Origin of the sequence: Kosakonia sp. HypNH10 (assembly GCF_029850615.1) — a bacterium.
GTDB lineage: Bacteria > Pseudomonadota > Gammaproteobacteria > Enterobacterales > Enterobacteriaceae > Kosakonia > Kosakonia cowanii.
Map to the genome: position 1 here is coordinate 68,610 of NZ_JAOTIU010000011.1, position 22,708 is coordinate 91,317.

General features: G+C 54.4%; 20 protein-coding genes and 2 tRNA genes. 5 read left to right on the top strand and 17 right to left on the bottom strand.

The annotated features are described in order from the left end of the window. Positions 1 to 1,485 (top strand): exopolyphosphatase, encoded by a 1,485-nt coding sequence (gene ppx, locus N7V53_RS21545; RefSeq protein ID WP_023479571.1) that lies wholly within the window; start codon positions 1 to 3, stop codon positions 1,483 to 1,485. Between the two features lie 51 nt (positions 1,486 to 1,536). Here ppx and N7V53_RS21550 read toward each other — a convergent pair whose 3' ends face one another. From N7V53_RS21550 to rep, 7 genes are all read right to left on the bottom strand, one after another. Then, on the bottom strand, positions 1,537 to 3,165 hold the full coding sequence (locus N7V53_RS21550; protein ID WP_279794883.1) for a class I SAM-dependent methyltransferase family protein: 1,629 nt from the start codon (positions 3,163 to 3,165) through the stop codon (positions 1,537 to 1,539). Positions 3,166 to 3,226: 61 nt separating this feature from the next. Continuing rightward, entirely contained in the window at positions 3,227 to 4,177 is a 951-nt protein-coding gene (locus tag N7V53_RS21555; RefSeq protein ID WP_279794884.1) for a hypothetical protein, read from the bottom strand. A 30-nt stretch (positions 4,178 to 4,207) separates the two neighbouring features. After that, a complete protein-coding gene (fabG, locus tag N7V53_RS21560) occupies positions 4,208 to 4,948 on the bottom strand; it encodes a 3-oxoacyl-ACP reductase FabG (RefSeq protein ID WP_279794885.1) in 741 nt (246 codons plus the stop codon). 12 nt (positions 4,949 to 4,960) lie between these two features. Then, positions 4,961 to 5,734, bottom strand: coding sequence for a MaoC/PaaZ C-terminal domain-containing protein (locus N7V53_RS21565; RefSeq protein ID WP_279794887.1), 774 nt, complete (start codon positions 5,732 to 5,734; stop codon positions 4,961 to 4,963). Next, a complete protein-coding gene (locus tag N7V53_RS21570) occupies positions 5,731 to 7,005 on the bottom strand; it encodes a beta-ketoacyl-[acyl-carrier-protein] synthase family protein (protein ID WP_279794889.1) in 1,275 nt (424 codons plus the stop codon). Before N7V53_RS21570 ends, N7V53_RS21565 begins: the two co-directional genes overlap by 4 nt. A gap of 1 nt (position 7,006) precedes the next feature. Continuing rightward, positions 7,007 to 7,258, bottom strand: a complete 252-nt coding sequence (locus N7V53_RS21575) for an acyl carrier protein (protein WP_279794891.1) — start codon at positions 7,256 to 7,258, stop codon at positions 7,007 to 7,009. A gap of 278 nt (positions 7,259 to 7,536) precedes the next feature. Beyond that, positions 7,537 to 9,558 carry a DNA helicase Rep gene (rep, locus tag N7V53_RS21580; RefSeq protein ID WP_023479546.1) on the bottom strand — a complete coding sequence of 674 codons (2,022 nt, stop codon included), beginning with the start codon at positions 9,556 to 9,558 and terminating at the stop codon, positions 7,537 to 7,539. A 145-nt stretch (positions 9,559 to 9,703) separates the two neighbouring features. On the opposite strand from rep, the gene ppiC reads away from it, so the two are divergent. Further along, positions 9,704 to 9,985 carry a peptidylprolyl isomerase PpiC gene (ppiC, locus tag N7V53_RS21585; RefSeq protein ID WP_001140255.1) on the top strand — a complete coding sequence of 94 codons (282 nt, stop codon included), beginning with the start codon at positions 9,704 to 9,706 and terminating at the stop codon, positions 9,983 to 9,985. A 49-nt stretch (positions 9,986 to 10,034) separates the two neighbouring features. On the opposite strand, the gene ilvC is transcribed toward ppiC, so the two are convergent. Further along, positions 10,035 to 11,510, bottom strand: coding sequence for a ketol-acid reductoisomerase (gene ilvC / locus N7V53_RS21590; protein ID WP_023479616.1), 1,476 nt, complete (start codon positions 11,508 to 11,510; stop codon positions 10,035 to 10,037). 153 nt (positions 11,511 to 11,663) lie between these two features. Here ilvC and ilvY point away from each other — a divergent pair, with 153 nt between their 5' ends. Continuing rightward, positions 11,664 to 12,554: an HTH-type transcriptional activator IlvY gene (gene ilvY, locus N7V53_RS21595; protein WP_124970897.1), complete on the top strand. Its 891-nt coding sequence runs from the start codon at positions 11,664 to 11,666 to the stop codon at positions 12,552 to 12,554. Here the strand turns inward: ilvY and ilvA are convergent. The 6 genes from ilvA to ilvL all read right to left on the bottom strand — a co-directional run bounded on the left by ilvA (position 12,551) and on the right by ilvL (position 19,231). Further along, a complete protein-coding gene (gene ilvA / locus N7V53_RS21600) occupies positions 12,551 to 14,095 on the bottom strand; it encodes a threonine ammonia-lyase, biosynthetic (RefSeq protein ID WP_279794897.1) in 1,545 nt (514 codons plus the stop codon). The genes ilvY and ilvA overlap by 4 nt on opposite strands. 2 nt (positions 14,096 to 14,097) lie before the next feature. Then, positions 14,098 to 15,948 carry a dihydroxy-acid dehydratase gene (gene ilvD, locus N7V53_RS21605; protein ID WP_023479566.1) on the bottom strand — a complete coding sequence of 617 codons (1,851 nt, stop codon included), beginning with the start codon at positions 15,946 to 15,948 and terminating at the stop codon, positions 14,098 to 14,100. Between the two features lie 186 nt (positions 15,949 to 16,134). Next, entirely contained in the window at positions 16,135 to 17,064 is a 930-nt protein-coding gene (locus N7V53_RS21610; RefSeq protein ID WP_076770438.1) for a branched-chain amino acid transaminase, read from the bottom strand. Between the two features lie 17 nt (positions 17,065 to 17,081). Continuing rightward, entirely contained in the window at positions 17,082 to 17,351 is a 270-nt protein-coding gene (gene ilvM, locus N7V53_RS21615) for an acetolactate synthase 2 small subunit (RefSeq protein WP_023479554.1), read from the bottom strand. Beyond that, entirely contained in the window at positions 17,348 to 18,994 is a 1,647-nt protein-coding gene (gene ilvG / locus N7V53_RS21620) for an acetolactate synthase 2 catalytic subunit (RefSeq protein WP_279794895.1), read from the bottom strand. The genes ilvM and ilvG overlap by 4 nt, the downstream gene beginning before the upstream one ends. A gap of 138 nt (positions 18,995 to 19,132) precedes the next feature. Continuing rightward, a complete protein-coding gene (gene ilvL, locus N7V53_RS21625; RefSeq protein ID WP_032229281.1) occupies positions 19,133 to 19,231 on the bottom strand; it encodes an ilv operon leader peptide in 99 nt (32 codons plus the stop codon). Between the two features lie 319 nt (positions 19,232 to 19,550). Between ilvL and N7V53_RS21630 the strand changes: the two genes are divergently transcribed. After that, a complete protein-coding gene (locus N7V53_RS21630; RefSeq protein ID WP_279794896.1) occupies positions 19,551 to 21,071 on the top strand; it encodes a YifB family Mg chelatase-like AAA ATPase in 1,521 nt (506 codons plus the stop codon). Between the two features lie 26 nt (positions 21,072 to 21,097). Here N7V53_RS21630 and N7V53_RS21635 read toward each other — a convergent pair whose 3' ends face one another. Then, the gene (locus tag N7V53_RS21635; protein ID WP_023479578.1) at positions 21,098 to 21,436 is read right to left on the bottom strand and encodes a DUF413 domain-containing protein; all 339 of its coding nucleotides are present in this window, start codon (positions 21,434 to 21,436) and stop codon (positions 21,098 to 21,100) included. A 118-nt stretch (positions 21,437 to 21,554) separates the two neighbouring features. On the opposite strand from N7V53_RS21635, the gene hdfR reads away from it, so the two are divergent. Beyond that, entirely contained in the window at positions 21,555 to 22,376 is an 822-nt protein-coding gene (hdfR, locus tag N7V53_RS21640) for an HTH-type transcriptional regulator HdfR (protein ID WP_034812870.1), read from the top strand. A gap of 123 nt (positions 22,377 to 22,499) precedes the next feature. On the opposite strand, the gene N7V53_RS21645 is transcribed toward hdfR, so the two are convergent. Beyond that, positions 22,500 to 22,575, bottom strand: a tRNA-Trp gene (locus N7V53_RS21645). 8 nt (positions 22,576 to 22,583) lie between these two features. Further along, a tRNA-Asp gene (locus N7V53_RS21650) sits at positions 22,584 to 22,660 on the bottom strand. Between the last annotated feature and the right edge of the window lie 48 nt (positions 22,661 to 22,708).

The following is a 22,708-nucleotide window of genomic DNA, read 5'->3' on the forward strand; positions in this document are numbered from 1 at the left end:
ATGCTCGGTTCCGCCTCGCTCTACGCAGCTATTGATCTCGGTTCCAACAGTTTTCATATGCTGGTTGTGCGCGAGGTGGCTGGCAGTATCCAGACTCTGTCGCGTATTAAACGCAAAGTCCGCCTCGCGGCGGGCCTGAGCCAGGACAATCGCCTCTCTCAGGAGGCGATGGAACGCGGCTGGCAGTGTCTGCGCCTCTTTTCCGAACGTCTGCAAGATATCCCGCAACAGCAGATCCGCGTGGTGGCGACCGCCACGCTGCGTCTGGCCGTCAATGCGCATGAGTTTCTCGACAAAGCGCAGGAGATCCTCGGCTGTCCGGTACAGGTGATCAGCGGCGAAGAAGAAGCGCGTCTGATTTACCAGGGCGTTGCCCACACCACCGGCGGCGCGGATCAGCGCCTGGTAGTCGATATTGGTGGCGCAAGCACGGAACTTGTGACCGGCACCGGGGCGCAAACGACCTCGCTGTTTAGCCTGTCGATGGGCTGCGTCACCTGGCTGGAGCGCTATTTCACCGATCGTCATCTGGCGCAGGAGAATTTCGACACCGCAGAGCAGGCGGCGCGCGAAGTGCTGCGTCCGGTCGCGGATGAGCTTCGTCGCCACGGCTGGAAAGTGTGTGTCGGCGCGTCCGGCACCGTGCAGGCGCTGCAAGAGATTATGATGGCGCAGGGCATGGATGAGCGCATCACCCTTGCCAAACTCCAGCAGCTTAAGCAGCGCGCGATCCAGTGCGGGCGGCTTGAAGAGCTGGAGATTGAAGGGCTGACGCTTGAGCGCGCACTGGTCTTTCCCAGCGGCCTCGCCATTCTGATCGCCATTTTCACCGAAATGAACATTGAGAGCATGACTCTCGCCGGCGGTGCGCTGCGCGAAGGACTGGTTTACGGCATGCTTCATCTGGCGGTTGATCAGGATATTCGCAGCCGTACCCTGCGCAACATCCAGCGCCGGTTTATGGTGGATATCGATCAGTCGAGACGCGTCTCGATGCTGGCAGAGCGATTTGCCCAAAGCGTTTCGACAAGCTGGGATTTAGACGCCTACAGCACTGAAATCCTGCATGTCGCCTGCGAACTGCATGAAATCGGCTTAAGCATTGAATTTAAGCAGGCACCGCTTCATGCCGCCTGGCTGGTGCGTAACCTTGATTTGCCGGGCTTTACCCCCGCGCAGAAAAAGCTGCTCGCTACGCTGCTGCTTAACCAGACTAATGCGGTCGATCTCTCCTCTCTGCATCAGCAAAACGCCGTCCCACCACGCGTGGCGGAGCATCTCTGCCGCTTGCTGCGCCTGGCGATTATTTTCGCCAGCCGTCGTCGTGATGATTTGCTGCCGGAAATCTCCGTCACCGCGCAGGGTGAACAGCTCACGCTGGCGCTGCCGCAGGGCTGGCTGGCGAACCATCCGCTGGGCGCAGAACTGATCGATCAGGAGAGCCAGTGGCAAAGCTACGTTCACTGGGCGCTGATTATTCGCTAACAGCCTGAATCTATTGCCGCGAAGTCCTTTCGCGGCGATAAATCGATTACCCTACCTCACCTTTTTTGCCAGCGTAACGCTGAACAATCCCCAGCCATCTACCCGCTGAGTCACTTTGGCAAAACCGGCACGCTTCACCATCTGATCGATCTCGCGCTGGGAGCGCCGACGCAGTAACCAGAACGCCCCTTTTTGGTGGCTGGGCAATACGCGCGCCATCAGCGCCAGTTTTGGGTTCCACAACTTGGTCGTATAAACCAGATATCCCCCTTTCTTCACCGCGTTAGCGAGGCCATTGAGCGATGCCAGCACCAGGTTGTTGTCGCTGAAGAGTTCATAGAGCCCTGACACCACCGCCAAAGTACGATCGGCAGGCAATGTCGCGAGATCGGCAGGCGAAAAAGCGTCGCCCTGCTCGAAGCGCGCGCGCTCATTTAACTCTCGCTGTAGCAGGAGACGGTTCCCCTCCTCCACGTTGGCAGCATCAAAATCGCGCAGCAGAAGATGTTCTACCGGAGGCTCAATGTTTTCGATAGCGTCGAGAATATAGCGTCCCTGACCGGCGGCGATATCCAACAGGCGCACCGTCTGACCCTGCTGCGCAAGCAGCGATGCCGCCATCACGATCAGCGCTTCAACATGTTGTTTGCGTTGTCGCGTACAGCGCCAGCCAAGCGTATTGAGATAGTAGCGGTCAACTGCTCTGCCCACAGCGCCTTTACCCGTCGGTTGATTTTGGTAGACATACTCCAGCGAAGCGCCGGAGTCGAAGCCGGTTTCCAGCCCTAGCCGAATCCCTGATGAGAAGTGCCCCATGGCGCGCAGCGCAAGATTCGCCAGCCTCCAGTAGCCGCGCCGTAACAGACCTTTTTCCGGCATACGTAACCTCTCATACTCCTCCCATGTTGCGCCCTGCTGCCAGGAATCAAATAGCGAAGGCACCGGATGATGTTGAGAGAAGTGCAGCCGCAAAAAGGTGCGTGTCTGGGCCAGCACGCTCTTATCCCATAGCTGTCCTGGGCAGCCGAAGCCGCTATCCGGCATCATTAACACCGTTTTTGTGCTGCTACCGAGATTAGCGTAAAAGGTCATCAGCGTACCCGCAGCGGCTCTGCGATCGCTTTGCGTGAGCACAAGCTGCGTCGGCGTCGGCCAGGCAAACAGGCTGCGAAAAATACGTTGGCTGGTATAGCGCAGATCGCGCAGCGTGTTCCATGCCTTTGGCTTTGTAAGCAGTTCGAATAAGAGATCGCGTTTTCGCAGTAAAAAGCGTGGTGAGAAGAGCGTAACGGAGCGGATGTCCGGGGCATAATCGACCATCCAGGCGGCAATAATCACGGCGCACTCCCGGTGCGCAACCAGAGCAACATCCTGCGTTCGTAGCCCGTGCTGCGCGGTGATATGCTCAATAAACTGCTGAAAATAATAACTTTGTAGCGAGAGCGCCGATGAGCCATCGGTCGTCTCTGCGTCGAGCTTGCCGGGTGCAAAATCGACAGCGAAAAAGGTACACTCCGGCAACCCGAGCGCGGCTATTTTCTCTTTGAGATCCACGTTGTGATACAACAGCACGATGGCCGCCGCAGGTCCATTTTGCGAGCGCGCCGGAAAGAGCTGGTAAGGTATTTGCTGATTGTCATGGCTGACAAAGTGCTGCATCTGGCTGGTCTGCGTCATCATCACTCTTCCGCATGTTATCGCTGATGCCCAACGCGCGTCAGGCATCAGCGAGAGTAGAACGTTATCCTCGGGCACCTGCGCGAATACGCTGCCCGATCTTCTCTAACAAACGCGGTTCCCACTCGTTGTCCCAGCGTTCGACCAGTGATTTACGGCGAGCCAGGATCTCCGGCTCTCTGGCATTGAATCCTTCAACAATGTATTTCTTCGCCATCTGCTCACGATACTGGTAGGCCACGCTGTTAGTGATCTGCTCAACGGTGAGTTGCTGGTTAAGCATTCTGGCGACATGCAGGGTCGAAAGCAGAACCTGGCTGGCAAGCAGGTTGCGGCTGTGGATATGTTGATCGACTAAGGCGTGGGTCCAGACTTTCTCCTGATAAATGGTTTCGAACGCTTCGATCGAAACGCAGCAGTGCTCCATCTCTTCGGTGTAGTGATAGCCCAGTAAATAGAGCACGCCGAGGTTGCCAGAGAGATTACTCACCAGTTCAAAGCGGCCGTTTTCAAACAGGTTTTCAAAGAAAGAGAGCCCGGTCATGCACACCTGGCTTTCAAATATCGCGATGCTGCGTACCGCCTCTTTAAAAAATGCACCATCGGCTTTTTTGCCGTTGGCCTTATCACGCTCGATGCCGCCGATAATCGGCTCGGCCATCTCTTTATAAGCACCGTACAGAAAATCATAAACGCGGGGATGGAACTTCTCCCGGACCGGCGGAGCGATGCTCTTGGTAATAAAGTTATTGAGTTTCCGGTGTGCCGCCGCATGCCTTTTTTCCTGCGTCACAAACAGGGCGAAGCGCTCATCCTTTTGCGGCGACTCCGGAATAAACTCATCGTAGTAATCACCAATGCGCTCCCCGTAGAATTCGAAAAACTCCAGCACATAGGATGTGCCAAGACCAATAAGCGAAGAGACGGGGTCGGGGTTCCACAGATAATTAAAATTCTCGTTCAACTCCATCACGCCATACACTTCTTGCGGTACCGCTCTTAATTTAAGATCCATACTCTTTTCCTCTTCATTTGAACGTCCTGATCAAATGGACAAGCCGCCGTCGATAACAAAGGTCTGTCCGGTAATATGTTTCCCGCCTCTACCGAGCAGAAAAGCAACCATGAGCGCCACATCTTCGGGCTGACCCAGCTTTCTGAGCGGGGTCATTTTGACTAGCTGCGAAACGGCTTTTTCCGGGAGCGCCGAAAGCATGTCGGTTTTCACCGGACCCGGCGCGATACAGTTCACGCGAATATTAAAATTTCCCACTTCCCGGGCCAGCGTTTTGGTAAAGCCATACTGCGCGGATTTTGATGCTGAATAGTTCGCCTGGCCAATATTGCCGCGTAAGCCAGCAACCGAATTAATATTGATAATGCAGCCATCTCTCTGCATTAACATCTCATTAAGCAAACAGTGATTGAGATAAAAGAGCGAGTTGAGGTTGGTATTAATTACATCCAGCCAGTCATCGAGGCTCATGGTAAAACTGAGCGCATCTTTGGTAATCCCGGCATTATTAATAATGGCGTAGGGGGTACCATGATTTTTACGTAATATTTCACTGAGCGCTTTCACCGAGTCAACGCTCGAGACATCACAGGGGTAGCACCAGCAAACCTCGTGATCAACGTTGAGTGAATGCATCAGCACGGCCGCAAGCGCGCTATTATTTTTATAGGTGAAAACAACGTGATAATCTTGCCGCACCAGCTCTTTGACAATAGCAGCCCCGATGCCACGGCTGCCTGCCGTGACTAAAACCCATTTCTTATTACCCATTTTGTTAATCCTTTAACTTTCCTGCGTGCGATCGTAGACCCTGGTTAAACAATCGATAGAGGACTGGAAAATAATCTCATCATTCTCCAGTACATGAATAGTAAAGGTGTTGTAAGCAGAGTCCTGATCGATATAGATATCTTTATCTTCGATCAGATACCTGAGATCGGAATAACTTAATTCGCCTCCGGTAATTAACCGCTGGTGGATAAATATCTTATTCGCTACATGGTATGTCGTAATATTCTCTAGAGAATGAAATTTAGCTATTTTCTCAGCCTGCTTTTTAAAATAGTCATCTTTCCGTTGATTAAAAGAAATTGAAAACAGCAGGGTATCAAACATGACCCATTGATGGGTGATATGTGGATAACAGAGTCGCAATTGTTCAAGATGCGTCTGGATAGTTTGCTCGCTCACTGCCGCAGGATAGGCGCATACGGGGCGATCCGGCGGCTTTTGCAGCAAAACCGCCGCCGTAATAGAGCTATTCGGATCATCACTCACTTTAACCGCAACACTTCTCTTCCCGCTCTCACACTTTATGCTCATCTGAACATCGGTATCGATTGGCACCGGCTTTTTAATATAGAAGTTGAGCACAGAGGTTTGGTCGAGGCTATCCGCCAGCAGTAACTTTGCATCAAGCAAAGGGAGCATGCCCTGCACGATAATATCTTTCAGGCCATTTTTTATCGCAAAGTCTTTATCAAAGTGAACACGATTGCGATCGCCGGAAAATTGCGCCCACCGCTCGATATCCTGCGCGCCATAGCGTCTTATCATGCGGAGAACCTCTTCAGTACCAGACAGCTGTTTGCCCCACCAAAGCCGTAATTCACGTTGATGACATGATCTAGTTTTTGACCGAAAAGATGATTATTAGGGACGTAGTTGAGATCGCACTGCGGGTCCGGGCGCTGAAGATTTATCGTTGCCGGGATCATCCGATCGGCCATACTTTTCAGGCAGAAGATCGTTTCCGCCCCGCCAGCCGCGGCAATAAGATGCCCCGTATAGGATTTGGTGCTGGAAACCGGAATAGCATGCGCGCGCTCGCCAAATACCTCTTTTAGCACCAGCGTTTCGTTGTAATCATTCATCGGCGTCGAAGTACCGTGAGCATTGATATAGTCAATGTCCTCAACCCCAAGCCCGGCATACGCCATCGCCCGCTGGATGGTGGTTACTCTGCCAATAAGATCCGGCGCAGGCGCCGTGAGATTGACGTAAGCATCGCTGTGATTCGCATAGCCCACCACTTCACCATAAATAGTCGCATTACGCGCCAGCGCATCTTCCAGCCGCTCAAGACAGACGGTCGCGGCACCCTCGGAGAGGATGAACCCGCTTCTGTCGAGACTGAAAGGACAGCAGGCCTTAACAACATCTTGCTGCTCTTTCGACAAGGCACCAAGAATGTCGACAGACCAGACGGTAAAAGGCTGCATCAGGCTCTCGCCGCCGCCGGCAATCATCATCCGTGCTTTTCCACTTTTAATAATTTCATAGGCATCGCCGATGGCGATATTGCCCGTGGCACAGGCGGCAACCGGGCTATTTTGATAGCCCCTGAGCTTCCAGTTGACGGTGATAAGTGAGGTGCCAATGCTCGGCATCGAGTGAAAACAGCTATGCGCCGATGCGGCCAGCGAGTGGGGATCGGAATAGGCATAATAGTTGATGGTTGAGCAATCAAACCCCGCCCAGCCGGTACCAAAGATGACGCCGCAGTCGCACGGATCGTAGTGGGAAAAGATATCCTGCTCGTTACCAAAGGCCATGGTGATGGCTTCATCCGCGGCAATCAGGCCGAGCTCGGCAAAACGCGGGGCGTTTTTAAGGACTTTTCTCGAGAAGCGAGAGAGATTTAGGGGAGAATTAACCCGACCGAAGAATTTAGCGCCGACGCCTTTTCCCGGATCGTCCCATATTTCATAGCCTGTTTTTTTATCGCGTATCGCTTGCCATATTTGCTCGCTATTCTCGCCTAATGAGCAAATGGCACCATAGCCTGTAATAACAACGCGTTGTCCCTGATATGCACCTGCGTCCATTTTATTCCCCCCGAAGAGCGTTTTTTTGCAAATAGCCGATTAAATCGCCGTATGTTTCGGGCTGCGACTGCGCTAATGCATTCAAATCGATATCAATGCCAAACACCTTTTTCGCTTCGACTTTGATAGTCACAAAGTCAAGGCTAACCAGCTCCAGCGCTTCGATGGGGGTATCGTGATTAAGCTCTGCGGTATCATAATCCGTTAGCTTATCAATTAATGACCGAAGAAAGTGATCGAGGCTTTCGTTCATATTTATATCCTTATAAACATGTTTAGACAGAAAATATAAATAACTGATATACAGCAGAGATGTGACATAAATTAAACTACAAGCGCCATTTGATAATGTCAAAGATTATACGGAATATATCCCTACATTTAATAAGAGTGCGAAGAGGGTCACGATTAATATCGAAGAGAATTAGACATGCAATAAATATGCTTTAATAGAAAACAAAATTCTGAATAATATTTAAGGAAATAAAAACAGAAGCTTCCCGATAATTACTCTGGAAGCTTCCGCTTATTTTATTGGCCCTTCGCTTTTGCCAGCATGGCGCGAATATTGGCAACGTTGGCCTGGCCTTTATGCATCCGCTCTTCAGCGCTGATAACTTTACGCTCCTGCTCCCAGATGAGATCGTCCTGCGGCAGTTCCAGTAAGAAGCGGCTCGGCTCCGGGCGCACCAGCTCGCCATACTGGCGACGCTCTTTGCACAGGGTAAAGATCAGCTCTTTTTGCGCGCGGGTAATGCCCACATAAGCCAGACGACGCTCTTCATCGACGTTGTCCTCATCAATACTGCTCTGGTGCGGCAGCAGCCCCTCCTCCATGCCGACTAAAAAGACATAGGGGAACTCGAGGCCTTTTGAGGCGTGAAGGGTCATTAACTGCACCTGATCCGATTCATCATCGCTTTCGCCGCGCTCCATCATATCGCGCAGGGTAAAGCGCGTGACCACTTCGGCCAGCGTCATCGCTTCATCCAGCTCGTTACCTTCGAGCATTTCGGTCATCCAGCCAAACAGCGTATTGACGTTTTTCATCCGCATTTCAGCGGCTTTCGGGCTGGGCGAGGTTTCAAATAGCCAGGATTCGTAATCAATGCCGTGAATCAAATCTCGCACCGCCGCGATCGGCTCACGCTCTGCCAGGCGCTGGATCTCGCCGAGCCATTGGGTGAAGCGCGTTAACGCTTCATAACCGCGCCCGGTCAGCGTCTGGTTAAGGCCGACATCAAAGCTGGCGGCAAACAGGCTCTTATTGCGCACCATCGCCCACTCGCCCAGCTTTTGCAGCGTGGCGGAACCAATCTCGCGCTTCGGCGTATTAACGATGCGCAGAAAAGCGCTGTCATCATCGCTATTGGTAAGTACGCGCAGGTAAGCGAGCAGATCCTTAATTTCCGGGCGTGAGAAGAACGACGTGCCGCCGGAAATTTTGTAAGGAATACGGTTCTGCATCAGGAATTTTTCAAACACGCGCGACTGGTGGTTGCCGCGATAAAGGATCGCATAATCCTTATATTGCGTTTTATTGATGAAGTGATGGGCGATCAGCTCGCCGGTAACGCGCTCCGCCTCATGCTCTTCATGGTTGGCGCTGAGGACTTTTAACTCGGTGCCGTAGCCCAGTTCCGAAAAGAGCCGCTTTTCAAAAACGTGCGGATTATTGGCAATAAGAATGTTGGCCGCTTTCAGAATGCGCCCGGAAGAGCGGTAGTTCTGCTCCAGCTTCACCACCTGTAACGCAGGGAAATCCTGGCTTAGCAGAACGAGGTTTTGCGGACGCGCGCCACGCCAGGAGTAGATCGACTGATCGTCATCCCCCACCACCGTAAAGCGAGCGCGCTGGCCCACCAGCAGTTTTACCAGCTCATACTGGCTGGTGTTGGTGTCCTGATACTCATCCACCAGCAGATAGCGGATTTTGTTCTGCCAGCGCTCGCGCACCTCTTCATTGCGCTGTAACAGCAGCGTCGGGAGCAAAATCAGATCGTCAAAGTCGAGAACGTTACACGCCTTCATATGCGCGTCGTACAGACCATAGCAGTGCGCGAAAATGCGATCCCGCTCGCCCGCTGCCTGCGCGGCAGCCTGCTGTGGCGTCAGAAGATCGTTTTTCCAGTTGGAGATCGTCGAGATCAGCTGTTGCAGCACAACCTTATCGTCATCGATCACCCCTTCGGTAAGATCTTTGAGCAGCGCCACCTGATCGGTATCGTCAAACAGCGAGAAGTTGGCTTTCATGCCAAGCGCAGCATATTCGCGCTTGATGATGGTCAGGCCCAGCGTATGGAAGGTGGAGATCATCAAGCCGCGCGCCTCTTTGCGACCCAATGTCTGCGCCACGCGCTCTTTCATTTCGCGCGCCGCTTTATTGGTAAAGGTGACGGCGGCAATATGCTTCGCCTGATAGCCGCAGCCGCGGATCAGGTGGGCGATCTTATTGGTGATCACGCGTGTTTTACCGGATCCCGCGCCTGCAAGCACCAGGCAAGGTCCGGTGACAAATTCGACGGCTTGTTGTTGTCCGGGGTTTAAACGCATAAAGAAACATCACTCAATGAAAGTCAGGGAAAATATACCGATTCGGCAAGGCGACGACGGGCCAACAAAGAAGCAGGCTGAAGGCCGAAGTGTATAAAGGCGTGGTAGTATAGCCAGCCTCAATAACCTCACTCAAGGCACGATCATGGCAAAAACTGCAGCAGCACTGCATATCCTTGTTAAAGAAGAGAAACTGGCGCTGGACCTGCTGGAGCAGATCAAAAACGGCGGCGATTTCGAGAAGCTGGCGAAAAAGCACTCTATCTGCCCGTCAGGCAAAAAGGGCGGTCACTTAGGTGAATTCCGCCAGGGCCAGATGGTTCCGGCGTTCGATAAAGTGGTCTTCTCATGCCCGGTGCTGGAGCCAACCGGCCCGCTGCACACCCAGTTCGGTTACCACATCATCAAAGTGCTGTACCGCAACTAATAAAAAAGCCCGGTAGCATTTACCGGGCTTCTGTTCCTGTTCTGCGAAATCAACCTGCGACGGCGATACGCTTCATATCTTTCATATATCCACGCAGTTTGTGACCCACTTTCTCAATCTCATGGCTGCGAATCGCTTCGTTCACATCGCGCAGCTGCGCGTTATCAACCGCACCTTCAGCAATCGCTTTGCCCAGGTCGCCGGTCTGCAGCGTCGTCATAAACTCTTTCAGCAGCGGCACACAGGCATATGAGAAGAGGTAGTTACCGTACTCAGCGGTATCGGAGATCACCACGTTCATTTCGTACAGACGCTTACGCGCGATGGTGTTGGCGATCAGCGGCAGCTCGTGCAGAGACTCGTAGTACGCCGACTCTTCGATGATGCCGGAAGCGACCATGGTTTCGAATGCCAGCTCAACGCCCGCTTTCACCATCGCGATCATCAGTACGCCTTTGTCGAAGTACTCCTGCTCGCTGATTTTGCCTTCATACTGCGGCGCGGTTTCAAAGGCGGTTTTACCGGTCTCTTCGCGCCAGGTCAGCAGTTTCTTATCGTCATTCGCCCAGTCAGCCATCATGCCGGAGGAGAATTCGCCGGAGATGATGTCATCCATATGCTTCTGGAACAGCGGTGCCATAATGCCTTTCAGCTGCTCGGAGAGCGCGTAAGCACGCAGTTTCGCCGGATTGGAGAGGCGATCCATCATCAGCGTGATACCGCCCTGCTTCAGCGCTTCGGTAATGGTCTCCCAGCCGAACTGGATCAGTTTTTCCGCATAGGCCGGATCGGTACCTTCCGCCACCAGCTTGTCAAAGCAGAGCAGCGAACCCGCCTGCAGCATGCCGCAGAGGATGGTTTGCTCGCCCATCAGGTCAGATTTCACTTCGGCAACAAAGGAGGATTCCAGCACGCCAGCGCGATGACCGCCGGTCGCTGCGGCCCAGGCTTTGGCAATTGCCATGCCTTCGCCTTTCGGATCGTTTTCCGGGTGAACCGCAATCAGCGTCGGCACGCCGAAACCACGCTTATACTCTTCGCGCACTTCGGTACCCGGGCACTTCGGCGCCACCATCACCACGGTGATATCTTTACGGATCTGCTCGCCCACTTCGACGATGTTGAAACCATGGGAGTAACCGAGCGCCGCGCCATCTTTCATCAGCGGCTGAACCGTACGCACAACGTCAGAGTGCTGTTTGTCCGGCGTCAGGTTTACCACCAGATCCGCCTGCGGGATCAGCTCTTCGTAAGTGCCGACTTTAAAACCGTTTTCAGTCGCTTTACGCCAGGAGGCGCGCTTCTCGGCGATCGCTTCCGCACGCAGGGCGTAAGCGATATCCAGGCCGGAGTCACGCATATTCAGCCCCTGGTTGAGACCCTGTGCGCCACAGCCGACGATGACCACTTTTTTACCCTGAAGGTAGCTTGCGCCATCAGCAAATTCTTCACGCGTCATAAAGCGACATTTGCCCAGCTGCGCCAGCTGCTGGCGCAGGTTCAGTGTATTAAAGTAGTTAGCCATGGTGTACTCCGTAGATGTTGTGTCGTGCTTATTGTTCGATTCGCTGTTGCGCGAGGTTGAACCCACTATATGTCAGGAAATGCGTTGCTTAAATTGATATATTAACAATGTGACATTGCAATTTTTGCAATGTAATTTTGTGGAGCGGGTCTCATGGATTTACGCGATCTGAAAATGTTTCTGCACCTGGCCGAGAGCCGCCATTTTGGCCGCAGCGCGCGCGCCATGCACGTCAGCCCCTCGACACTTTCGCGCCAGATCCAGCGGCTGGAAGAGGATCTCGGCCAACCGCTCTTTGTGCGTGATAACCGCACCGTCACGCTGACCGAAGCGGGCGAAGAGCTGCGGGTTTTCGCCCAGCAGACGTTATTGCAGTATCAGCAGCTGCGACACACGCTCGATCAGCAAGGCCCTTCGCTCTCCGGCGAACTGCATCTCTTCTGTTCTGTGACCGCGGCGTATAGCCATTTACCGCCGATACTCGATCGCTTTCGCGCGGAACACCCGTCGGTAGAAATTAAGCTCTCTACCGGCGATGCCGCCGATGCGATGGAAAAAGTGGTGACCGGCGAAGCGGATCTGGCGATTGCCGGCAAACCGGAGACGCTGCCTGGTGCCGTGGCCTTTTCGATGCTGGAGAATCTCACGGTCGTGCTGATTGCCCCGGCGCTGCCCTGCCCGGTACGCAACCAGGTCTCGCAGCCCGATCCGGACTGGTCGACGGTGCCGTTTATTCTGCCGGATCAGGGGCCGGTGCGCCGCCGTATTGAGCTCTGGTTCCGCCGCCATAAAATCAGCAATCCGTCGATTTATGCCACCGTCGGCGGTCATGAAGCGATGGTCTCCATGGTCGCCCTCGGCTGTGGCGTGGCGTTAATCCCGGAAGTAGTGCTGGAGAATAGCCCTGAACCGGTGCGCAATCGCGTGATGATCCTTGAGCGTAGCGATGAAAAAACGCCTTTCGAGCTTGGCGTCTGCGCACAAAAAAAGCGGCTGCATGAGCCGCTTATTAACGCGTTCTGGCAGATCCTGCCGGGCCATTAACCGGCCAGGAAGAAGCGAAATGCCGGGTTATGGGTCTCATCATGACACTCATAGCCCAGCTCATTAAGCCGGGTTTCGAAATCCGGCTCATGCTCGCCCAGCTCAAACGCCGCCAGCACGCGCCCATAATCGGTGCCGTGGCTGCGGTAGTGGAATAGCGAGATATTCCAGTGCGTGCCCAGCGTATGCAGGAATTTCAGCAGCGCGCCTGGCGACTCCGGGAACTCGAAGCTGTAAAGGCGCTCCTGCAACGGCTTGGACGGGCGACCGCCCACCATATAGCGCACGTGCAGCTTCGCCATCTCATCATCGGAGAGATCCACTACGCTGTAGCCGCCTTCATGCAGCAGAGCGAGGATCTCTTTGCGCTCTTCCAGCCCGCGGCTCAGCCGCACGCCGACAAAAATGCAGGCATCTTTCGCATCCGCGAAGCGGTAGTTAAATTCCGTCACTGAGCGTCCGCCCAGCAGCTGGCAGAATTTGAGGAAGCTGCCCTTCTCCTCCGGAATGGTGACCGCCAGCAATGCTTCGCGCTGTTCGCCCAGCTCGCAGCGCTCGGAGACATAGCGCAGGCCGTGGAAGTTGACGTTCGCGCCAGAGAGCACATGCGCCAGCCGCTCGCCGCGAATGTTATGTTTGGCGATATACTTTTTCATCCCCGCCAGCGCCAGCGCGCCTGACGGCTCCGCCACCGCGCGGACATCTTCAAACAGATCTTTCATTGCCGCGCAGATGGCATCGCTATCGACGGTGATGATGTCATCAAGATAGGACTGGCAGAGCCGGAAGGTCTCATCACCAATGCGTTTTACCGCCACGCCTTCGGCAAACAGACCCACGCGCGGCAGGTCGACCGGATAACCGGCGTCCAGTGCCGCTTTCAGGCAGGCGGAATCTTCCGCTTCTACAGCAATCACTTTGATTTGCGGCATCAGCTGTTTAATCAACACCGCGACGCCCGCCGCCAGCCCGCCGCCGCCCACCGGCACAAAGATGCGATCGATATGCGCATCCTGCTGCAACAGCTCCAGCGCCAGCGTACCCTGCCCGGCAATCACCATTGGGTGATCGAACGGCGGCACAAAGGTGTAACCTTGCTGCTGAGAGAGGGCAATCGCTTTGGCCTTCGCTTCGTCAAAGTTTGCGCCGTGAAGCAGCACTTCGCCGCCAAACGCGCGCACTGCGTCAACTTTGATATCCGCCGTCGCAACCGGCATAACGATCAGCGATTTGATGCCGAGCCGCGTGGATGACAGCGCCACGCCCTGGGCGTGGTTGCCCGCCGAAGCGGTGATCACGCCATGGGCTTTCTGCTCCGCGCTCAGGCCGGCGATCATCGCGTAAGCTCCGCGCAGCTTAAAGCTGTGTACCGGCTGGCGGTCTTCCCGCTTCACCAGCACAACGTTATCCAGCCGGGCAGAGATCTTCTCCATCTTCTGCAGCGGCGTTACTTGAGCCACTTCATAGACCGGCGCGCGCAGCACGGCGCGCAGATACTCCGCCCCTTCGGGGGCGGCAGAGAGGGGTTGGGCGTCGGCCATCATTAACCTCCCAGTTTGGATTTGTCGCGTACTGCGCCTTTATCCGCACTGGTAGCGAGAGTCGCGTAAGCGCGCAGCGCAAAGGAGACCTGACGCTCACGGTTAACCGGGGTCCAGGCTTTATCGCCACGGGCTTCCTGCGCTTCGCGGCGGGCCGCCAGATCGCGGTCGCTCAGTTGCAGCTGGATCCCACGGTTCGGGATATCAATTGCGATGATGTCGCCATCTTCAATCAGACCGATATTGCCGCCGCTGGCAGCTTCCGGTGAAACGTGGCCAATAGAGAGGCCAGAGGTGCCGCCAGAGAAACGACCGTCGGTGATCAGCGCGCACGCTTTGCCGAGGCCCATTGATTTCAGGAAGCTGGTCGGATAGAGCATCTCTTGCATGCCCGGCCCGCCTTTCGGCCCTTCATAACGAATAACCACCACATCGCCCGCGACCACTTTCCCGCCGAGGATCGCTTCAACCGCCGCATCCTGGCTTTCATACACTTTTGCCGGGCCGGTAAAGGTCAGGTTGCTGTCATCAACGCCCGCGGTCTTAACGATACAGCCGTTCTCTGCGAAGTTGCCGTACAGCACCGCCAGACCGCCCTCCTGGCTGTAAGCGTGCTCAAGGGAGCGGATACACCCTTCGGCGCGATCGTCATCCAGCGTATCCCAGCGGCAATTCTGTGAGAACGCCTGGGTGGTGCGAATGCCCGCCGGACCCGCGCGGAACATGGTTTTCACCGCCTCGTCCTCGGTCAGCATCACATCATATTTTTCCAGCGTCTGCGGCAGCGTCAGGCCAAGCACGTTTTTCACCTCGCGATTGAGCAGCCCGGCGCGATCCAGCTCGCCCAGAATGCCCAGCACCCCGCCCGCGCGGTGAACATCTTCCATGTGGTATTTCTGCGTGCTCGGTGCCACTTTGCACAGCTGCGGCACATGGCGGGAGAGACGGTCGATATCACTCATGGTGAAATCAATTTCTGCTTCCTGCGCCGCTGCCAGCAGGTGCAGCACGGTATTGGTGGAGCCGCCCATGGCGATATCCAGCGTCATGGCGTTTTCAAACGCTGCTTTGCTGGCGATCGCGCGCGGCAGCGCGGTTTCATCGTCCTGCTCGTAGTAACGTTTGGTCAGCTCAACAATGCGTTTGCCAGCGTTGATAAAGAGCTCTTTGCGGTCGGCGTGGGTGGCCAGCAGCGAGCCGTTACCCGGCTGTGACAGACCGAGCGCTTCGGTCAGGCAGTTCATCGAGTTGGCGGTAAACATGCCAGAGCAGGAGCCGCAGGTCGGGCAGGCGGAGCGCTCAACCTGCTCGCTCTGATCGTCGGAGACTTTCGGGTCAGCACCCTGAATCATTGCATCTACCAGATCGAGTTTGATGATCTGGTCGGAGAGTTTGGTTTTCCCGGCTTCCATCGGGCCGCCGGAGACAAAAATGACCGGAACGTTGAGGCGCAGAGAGGCCATCAACATCCCCGGCGTGATTTTGTCGCAGTTGGAGATGCACACCATCGCGTCGGCGCAGTGGGCATTCACCATATATTCAACGGAGTCGGCGATCAGTTCGCGCGAAGGCAGAGAGTAAAGCATGCCGCCGTGACCCATGGCGATGCCGTCATCCACGGCGATGGTATTAAACTCTTTCGCCACGCCGCCTGCGGCTTCGATCTGCTCCGCAACCAGCTTACCGAGATCGCGCAGATGCACGTGGCCTGGCACGAACTGGGTAAACGAGTTGACGACGGCAATGATCGGCTTACCGAAATCGTCATCGGTCATTCCGGTAGCGCGCCACAGCGCGCGGGCACCCGCCATATTGCGCCCATGTGTGGTGGTGGCGGAACGGTACTTAGGCATGCTCTTTACTCCCGTCTGTCTTGTCGATGGGATGGTGCGTGCCATCCCATATTTATTTGCTCTACCCCAAACCATTCTGGTTGCAGGAAGGCGGCAAGCGAGCGAATTCCCAGGAGCTTACATAAGTAAGTAACTGGGCTGAACGCATGCAGCCAACACACCGACAACCTGAAGTATGACGGGTATTTATGGATTAACTTGATCCAACCAGCCCCACTTATCTTCCGTTTCACCGGTGAAGAGGCCAAAGAATGCTTGCTGAATACGTTTGGTGACCGGGCCGCAGCGACCTTCGCCAACCTGAATACCATCGACGCTACGCACCGGCGTGATTTCAGCCGCAGTACCGGACATAAAGACTTCGTCCGCCAGATAGAGGGATTCACGAGACAGCACCTGCTCGCGCACTTCGATACCGAGATCTTTTGCCAGCTTGATGATAGCGTCGCGAGTAATGCCCGGCAGCGCGGAGGAGGTAAACGGCGGCGTAAACAGGATGCCATCTTTCACTTCGAAGAGGTTTTCGCCTGCGCCTTCAGAGATATAACCGTGAACGTCCAGCGCGATCCCCTCCTGATAACCGTGGCGGCGCGCTTCGCTACCGACCAGCAGGGAAGAAAGATAGTTACCGCCCGCTTTCGCAGCCGTTGGAATGGTGTTCGGCGCGACGCGGTTCCAGGAGGAGACCATCGCGTCGATGCCCTGATCCAGCGCTTCTGCGCCCAGATAGGCGCCCCACGGGAAGGCGGCGATGATGACATCGGTGGTGTAATCTGCCGGTGGGTTAACGCCCATGCCAACATCACCGACAAACACCAGCGGACGGATATAGGCGCTGGTCAGGTTGTTTTTACGGATCACCGCGCGACAGGCTTCCATCAGCTCGTCGACGCTCTGGGAGACCGGGAAGCGGTAGATTTTGGCGGAGTCGCGCAGACGTTGCATATGCTCACGATGGCGGAAAACAACTGGCCCTTTGTGCGAGTCGTAGCAGCGGATACCTTCAAATACAGACGTACCGTAGTGCAATGCGTGAGACATTACGTGAACTTTCGCGTCTTCCCAACGTACCATCTCGCCATTGGACCAAATGTAGTCTGCTTTTTTCGTCGTCATTATTCTTCCTTTTGCGCTTACGCGCGGATCTGTTGTGATGATGATGATGTAGCGCGCTGCCGGATATCGACCCTGGCAACGTCGACAAGTTTGCTCAACTGGCTAAACAGTAATTCGACAGGCCGCGGGCTGGCAACGGTCAATTCAATATTTATGTTGCGCGCATCGCAGGCCGTTTCCATGTTCATTGCACATACCTGAAAGCCACGATGGCGCACTACGCGCAGCACGCGTTCTAATGTTTCCGGATTAAAGCGGGCTTCAACAGCGACGTCATGGTGCATCATGATAATTTCTCCAGCATTTGTGAGTTACTGGCACCGGGCGGCACCAGCGGCCAGACATTCTCGAGTTCGTCGATCGAGACATGAAGCAGATAGGGCCCATCGCTTGCGAGCATTGCGTCGAGTGCCGCTTCAACCTGGTCTTTACGGGTAATGTGTTGGCCTGGGATGCCGAAGGCGTTGGCCAGCATGAGAAAATCGGGGTTATCGGTCAGGGTGGTTTCACTATAACGTTCATTGAAGAACAGCTGCTGCCATTGGCGAACCATCCCTAATCGCTGGTTATCGAGTAAAACGATCTTCAGCGGTAACTGCTTGCGTTTTACGGTGCCCAGCTCCTGCACATTCATCATGAAGGAGCCGTCACCGGAGATACAGATTACCGTATCGTCTGGACGCGCAACCTGCGCGCCAACAGCGGCGGGCAGGCCAAAGCCCATGGTGCCTAATCCGCTCGAGGTGATGAAGTTTTCCGGGCGGGTAAAGCTCAGATGCTGGGCAGCCCACATCTGATGCTGGCCAACATCCGTCGTCACGACGCTGTTTTCCGGTTTGCGATCGGAGAGCTGCTTTAACAGCAGCGGAGCATAGATCGCCTCGCCGGGGTGATCGTAGCGCCAGGCATGTTCGTGGCGCAGGTCGGCACAGTGCTGACGCCACTCATCGATAGCAAGCTGCTGTTGCAGCGCAGGCAGCAGCGCATTTAAATCGCCCTGTAATGCAACGTGCGCCTGGCGCAGTTTGCTCATCTCTGCCGGGTCGATATCCATATGGATAACGCGAGCATGAGGCGCGAAAGTGTTCAGTTTGCCGGTTACGCGATCATCAAAACGTGCGCCAACGGCAATCAGCAAATCGCACTCCTGTACGGCAAAGTTAGCCGCTTTCGTGCCGTGCATGCCCAGCATACCGAGGTAATAGGGGTAGTCAGATACTACCGCACCTAAGCCTTTCAACGTGCAGGCAATCGGCATTTGCGTCTCTGTCAGGAATTCACGCAGGGCAGGAACCGCTTGCGCCATCCCCACTCCGCCGCCAACGTAGAGCATCGGTTTTTTCGCCTGGGCGAGCATCGCTGCGGCCTGAGAAGCCCCTGCCTGAGGAAATGCGACCTCCTCCTGCTCAGTAACGAAGTCCGGCTCCCAGTTACCAACGGCCAACTGAATATCTTTCGGGATATCAACTAACACCGGGCCGGGACGACCAGAATTGGCGATATGAAACGCTTCCGCCATCACGCGCGGCAGAGAATCAAGAGAGTCAACCAGGAAGCTGTGTTTGGTACAGGAGAGAGACATGCCCAGCACATCCACTTCCTGAAAAGCGTCGGTGCCAATCAGCGGAGCAGCAACCTGCCCGGTGATCGCCACCACCGGAACGGAATCAAGCAGCGCATCCGCAAGACCGGTGATTAAGTTCGTCGCACCCGGGCCGGAAGTGGCAATGCAGACGCCGGTTTTACCCGTTGCGCGAGCATACCCAATAGCCGCCATCGCCGCGCCCTGCTCATGCCGACACAATAGGTGTTCCACGCCGCCGTCATATAGCGCATCGTAAACCGGCATGATTGCACCGCCAGGATAGCCGAAAACCGTATCGACCTGCTGCGCTCGCAACGCATGTACCACCCATTGTGCTCCATTCATAGCTACATCCCCGTCGAATATCGTGAGAAACAGAATTTTATGCTGATATTCATTTCTGTTCCTGATTTGCGTTTTTTGGTGATAAAAAAACCCCCGGACCTTTCGGTGCGGGGGTCTTAGTTCGTTAAGGCTTGATTTCTAAGCCTTTCCTCGTCCAAGTGCAGCCCCGCACGGTGGGATAATAATCACCACCACGCTAATCACGATAAGGCTAATCACTCGTAGAAGGGCTGTCATAGTTGTTCGTTCTTGCTTCATGTTCGAAGGAATGCCTAAAGAGGTAACACAGATTTGCGATGTGGCACAAGAAAAAATTATGACGCCTCAATTGAAAGGTAAGAGGATTAACTAAAAAGCGTTTGTTTTATATAGAAAAAATATGAGGTGAAAATATTTCACGCTTTATCGGCTGGCTGGCAAGTTGTGAACTCCCTTCCAGCGTGGCGAAACATATATGAAATTGCAGCGATATGTTGGAAACAAACGCGTAATAACGATATCTGTTCGATGAAAAAAGCTGGAGGGAGCGAGATAATGCTATCGACAAGGAGGGTCTATGGCGTTGTCAGTAATCTATACAAGAGCGGTGTTAGGCGTCGCCGCGCCGCTTGTCACCGTCGAAGTTCATATCAGCAACGGGCTGCCAGGATTAACCATTGTTGGGTTGCCCGAAACGACGGTTAAGGAGGCCCGCGATCGCGTACGCAGTGCCGTCATCAATAGTGGTTATGATTTCCCCGCAAAGCGGATCACCATTAACCTAGCGCCCGCAGATCTGCCTAAAGAGGGTGGGCGATATGACTTACCTATCGCTATCGCGCTCCTGGCGGCCTCTGAGCAGGTGAACGCGGCGTCACTCGACCATTACGAATTCGTCGGTGAGTTAGCGCTTACGGGCGCGTTACGCGGCGTTCCCGGCGCTATCTCGTGCGTTATGGAAGCCGTGAAGGCTAACAGGCGAATTGTCATTGCGAAAGAGAACGAAGCGGAAGCGAGCCTGGCTGAGACGCAGGCGTGTCTGGTGGCGAATCATCTTCTGGAGGTGTGTGCGTTTCTGGAAGGTAAACAGACGTTGTTGAACCCTACCCCCCTGGCTGCGCTGGAAGATGAGCACAGAGAGGATCTGCGGGACATTATTGGTCAGGAACAAGGGAAGCGTGCGCTGGAAATTACAGCGGCCGGAGGGCATAACTTGCTTTTGATTGGCCCGCCGGGGACGGGAAAAACGATGCTGGCCAGCAGAATGAGCGGCTTACTTCCTCCGCTCTCTAATACCGAAGCATTAGAGAGCGCGGCGGTGATGAGTTTAATCAATAGCGCAAGCTTGACCCGCCACTGGAAGCGCAGGCCGTTTCGATCGCCGCATCACAGCGCCTCATTAACTGCCATGGTTGGAGGAGGATCCATACCAGCACCTGGCGAGATCTCTCTGGCGCATAACGGCGTGCTTTTTCTTGATGAGCTCCCCGAATTTGAACGCCGTGTTCTCGATGCATTGCGCGAACCGATTGAATCCGGGCAGATCCATATTTCGCGTACGCGGGCAAAAGTCACTTTCCCCGCCCGCTTTCAATTGATCGCAGCTATGAATCCAAGTCCGACCGGTCATTATCAGGGAAAACATAATCGCTGTTCGCCCGAGCAAACGTTACGTTATCTGGGAAAGTTATCCGGCCCTTTTCTCGACCGCTTCGATCTCTCGCTGGAGATACCGTTGCCCACACGCGGTTTAATGAGTGAACCACAACAAGGGGGTGAAGGCAGCGACGCTGTGCGTGCGCGAGTGGTTGAAGCGCAGGCGCAACAGCATCAGCGCCAGCAAAAGCTCAACGCGCAACTGGAGAGCAGCGAAACCAGGCGCTTCTGTGCGCTGACGAAAGAAGATGGGAAATGGCTGGAAGAGACGCTGACGCGGCTGGGTTTATCCGTACGCGCCTGGCAGCGGTTGCTTAAGGTAGCCAGAACCATCGCGGATCTTGAACAACAGGAAACCATTCGTCGGGAACATTTGCAGGAAGCGTTAAGTTACCGGGCAATCGACAGGCTACTCATTCATCTACAAAATATGTTGGCATAAAAAAAGGGGCCGGAGCCCCTTTCTTCTTAATCCTCGGATTCAGTGTAATCTTCCGCGCCTTCCATCTGCGGTTTTCCACCTGAGAGAGTATGGAAACGCTTCGGACGTTTGATGCGTGCCATATACTTGATCCATACACGTTCAGCTTCCGTGTTGGGTTCACGCTCACCACGGCAAACGGCAACAAACTGGTTCTCTTCTTCAGTCACCGGTTCACGCTTGCCGAGTTCCAGCTCGTTAAAAGCATAACCATGACGTTCAAGCAGTTGCGCCTCTTTGATGGTGAAATCACCGTGACGGGAGAACCCGCGAGGATAATTTTTATTGTCGAAAAAACGATTAGTCGTCGTAAAGCTTTCCGCCATCCTGCACGCTCCTAATTCTTTGGCCGAGCTATTTATGGCGCGGAGTATTAGTTACGCTTGACAGAGTGTAAAACAAAACATTTAAATCATTACGACAAAAAATTTTGCGGAGAAAACAGTGGATACGGAATTGTTAAAAACTTTCCTCGAAGTGAGCAGGACTCGTCACTTCGGGCGCGCAGCGGAAGCACTTTATCTCACGCAGTCCGCGGTGAGCTTTCGTATCCGCCAGCTGGAGAACCAGTTGGGGGTTAATCTCTTCACCCGCCATCGTAATAATATCCGCCTGACCGCGGCCGGCGAGAAGCTGCTGCCCTATGCAGAAACGCTTATGAGTACCTGGCAAGCCGCCCGCAAAGAGGTAGCACATACGTCACGGCATCATCAGTTTTCAATTGGTGCCAGCGCATCGCTTTGGGAATGTATGCTGAGTGACTGGCTCTCCCGGCTTTACCATTTGCAAGATAACCTTCAGTTTGAAGCACGCATTGCGCAACGACAATCTCTGGTAAAACAGTTACATGAGAGACAACTCGATCTACTGATAACGACCGAGACGCCAAAGATGGATGAGTTCAGCAGCCAGTTATTAGGCCATTTCACACTTGCTCTTTATAGCGCCGAACCAGAAAAGAAAAAAAGCGATCTCAACTACTTACGCCTGGAGTGGGGGCCGGACTTTCAGCAACATGAGTCGGGATTGATCGCCAGTGATGACGTGCCGACGCTAACGACCAGTTCAGCAGAAGTGGCGCATCAACAATTACCAAAACTAAATGGTTGTACCTGGTTGCCCGTTTCCTGGGCTGAGCCGAAAGAGAGCTTATATCGTGTTGTCGATACAGAGACACTCTCGCGTCCGTTATATGCGATCTGGCTGCAAAACAGTGATAAACAGAGTCAGATAAAGGATCTTTTGAAGGTTAACGTTATCGAATAGGGCGTTCTGAAGGGCAAGGATGCTCTTCAGATCTTTTGAAATGTAGCCAAGGTACAAATTCAGGAAGGAAATTGCCTGAAAAAAGGCAAAAAAAAATCCTTAGCAGATGCTAAGGATTATTTCTGGCAGGGGCGGAGGGACTCGAACCCCCAACACCCGGTTTTGGAGACCGGTGCTCTACCAATTGAACTACGCCCCTAATTAGGGTGGCGGAACGGACGGGACTCGAACCCGCGACCCCCTGCGTGACAGGCAGGTATTCTAACCGACTGAACTACCGCTCCACCGAATTTTTCTACAACCACCGGTTTGTTGCCCCGGTTTACTGCTTA

Excerpts from the sequence above, each read along its gene's own strand:
- ppx (WP_023479571.1), top strand. The coding sequence starts at position 1 with ATGCTCGGTTCCGCCTCGCTCTACGCAGCTATTGATCTCGGTTCCAAC.
- rep (WP_023479546.1), bottom strand. The coding sequence starts at position 9,558 with ATGCGTTTAAACCCCGGACAACAACAAGCCGTCGAATTTGTCACCGGA.
- ilvY (WP_124970897.1), top strand. The coding sequence starts at position 11,664 with ATGGATTTACGCGATCTGAAAATGTTTCTGCACCTGGCCGAGAGCCGC.
- ilvA (WP_279794897.1), bottom strand. The coding sequence starts at position 14,095 with ATGGCCGACGCCCAACCCCTCTCTGCCGCCCCCGAAGGGGCGGAGTAT.
- ilvC (WP_023479616.1), bottom strand. The coding sequence starts at position 11,510 with ATGGCTAACTACTTTAATACACTGAACCTGCGCCAGCAGCTGGCGCAG.
- N7V53_RS21635 (WP_023479578.1), bottom strand. The coding sequence starts at position 21,436 with ATGGCGGAAAGCTTTACGACGACTAATCGTTTTTTCGACAATAAAAAT.
- ilvM (WP_023479554.1), bottom strand. The coding sequence starts at position 17,351 with ATGATGCACCATGACGTCGCTGTTGAAGCCCGCTTTAATCCGGAAACA.
- N7V53_RS21630 (WP_279794896.1), top strand. The coding sequence starts at position 19,551 with ATGGCGTTGTCAGTAATCTATACAAGAGCGGTGTTAGGCGTCGCCGCG.
- N7V53_RS21610 (WP_076770438.1), bottom strand. The coding sequence starts at position 17,064 with ATGACGACGAAAAAAGCAGACTACATTTGGTCCAATGGCGAGATGGTA.
- N7V53_RS21550 (WP_279794883.1), bottom strand. The coding sequence starts at position 3,165 with ATGATGACGCAGACCAGCCAGATGCAGCACTTTGTCAGCCATGACAAT.
- fabG (WP_279794885.1), bottom strand. The coding sequence starts at position 4,948 with ATGGGTAATAAGAAATGGGTTTTAGTCACGGCAGGCAGCCGTGGCATC.
- ilvD (WP_023479566.1), bottom strand. The coding sequence starts at position 15,948 with ATGCCTAAGTACCGTTCCGCCACCACCACACATGGGCGCAATATGGCG.
- N7V53_RS21575 (WP_279794891.1), bottom strand. The coding sequence starts at position 7,258 with ATGAACGAAAGCCTCGATCACTTTCTTCGGTCATTAATTGATAAGCTA.
- N7V53_RS21565 (WP_279794887.1), bottom strand. The coding sequence starts at position 5,734 with ATGATAAGACGCTATGGCGCGCAGGATATCGAGCGGTGGGCGCAATTT.
- ppiC (WP_001140255.1), top strand. The coding sequence starts at position 9,704 with ATGGCAAAAACTGCAGCAGCACTGCATATCCTTGTTAAAGAAGAGAAA.
- ilvG (WP_279794895.1), bottom strand. The coding sequence starts at position 18,994 with ATGAATGGAGCACAATGGGTGGTACATGCGTTGCGAGCGCAGCAGGTC.
- ilvL (WP_032229281.1), bottom strand. The coding sequence starts at position 19,231 with ATGACAGCCCTTCTACGAGTGATTAGCCTTATCGTGATTAGCGTGGTG.
- N7V53_RS21570 (WP_279794889.1), bottom strand. The coding sequence starts at position 7,005 with ATGGACGCAGGTGCATATCAGGGACAACGCGTTGTTATTACAGGCTAT.
- N7V53_RS21555 (WP_279794884.1), bottom strand. The coding sequence starts at position 4,177 with ATGGATCTTAAATTAAGAGCGGTACCGCAAGAAGTGTATGGCGTGATG.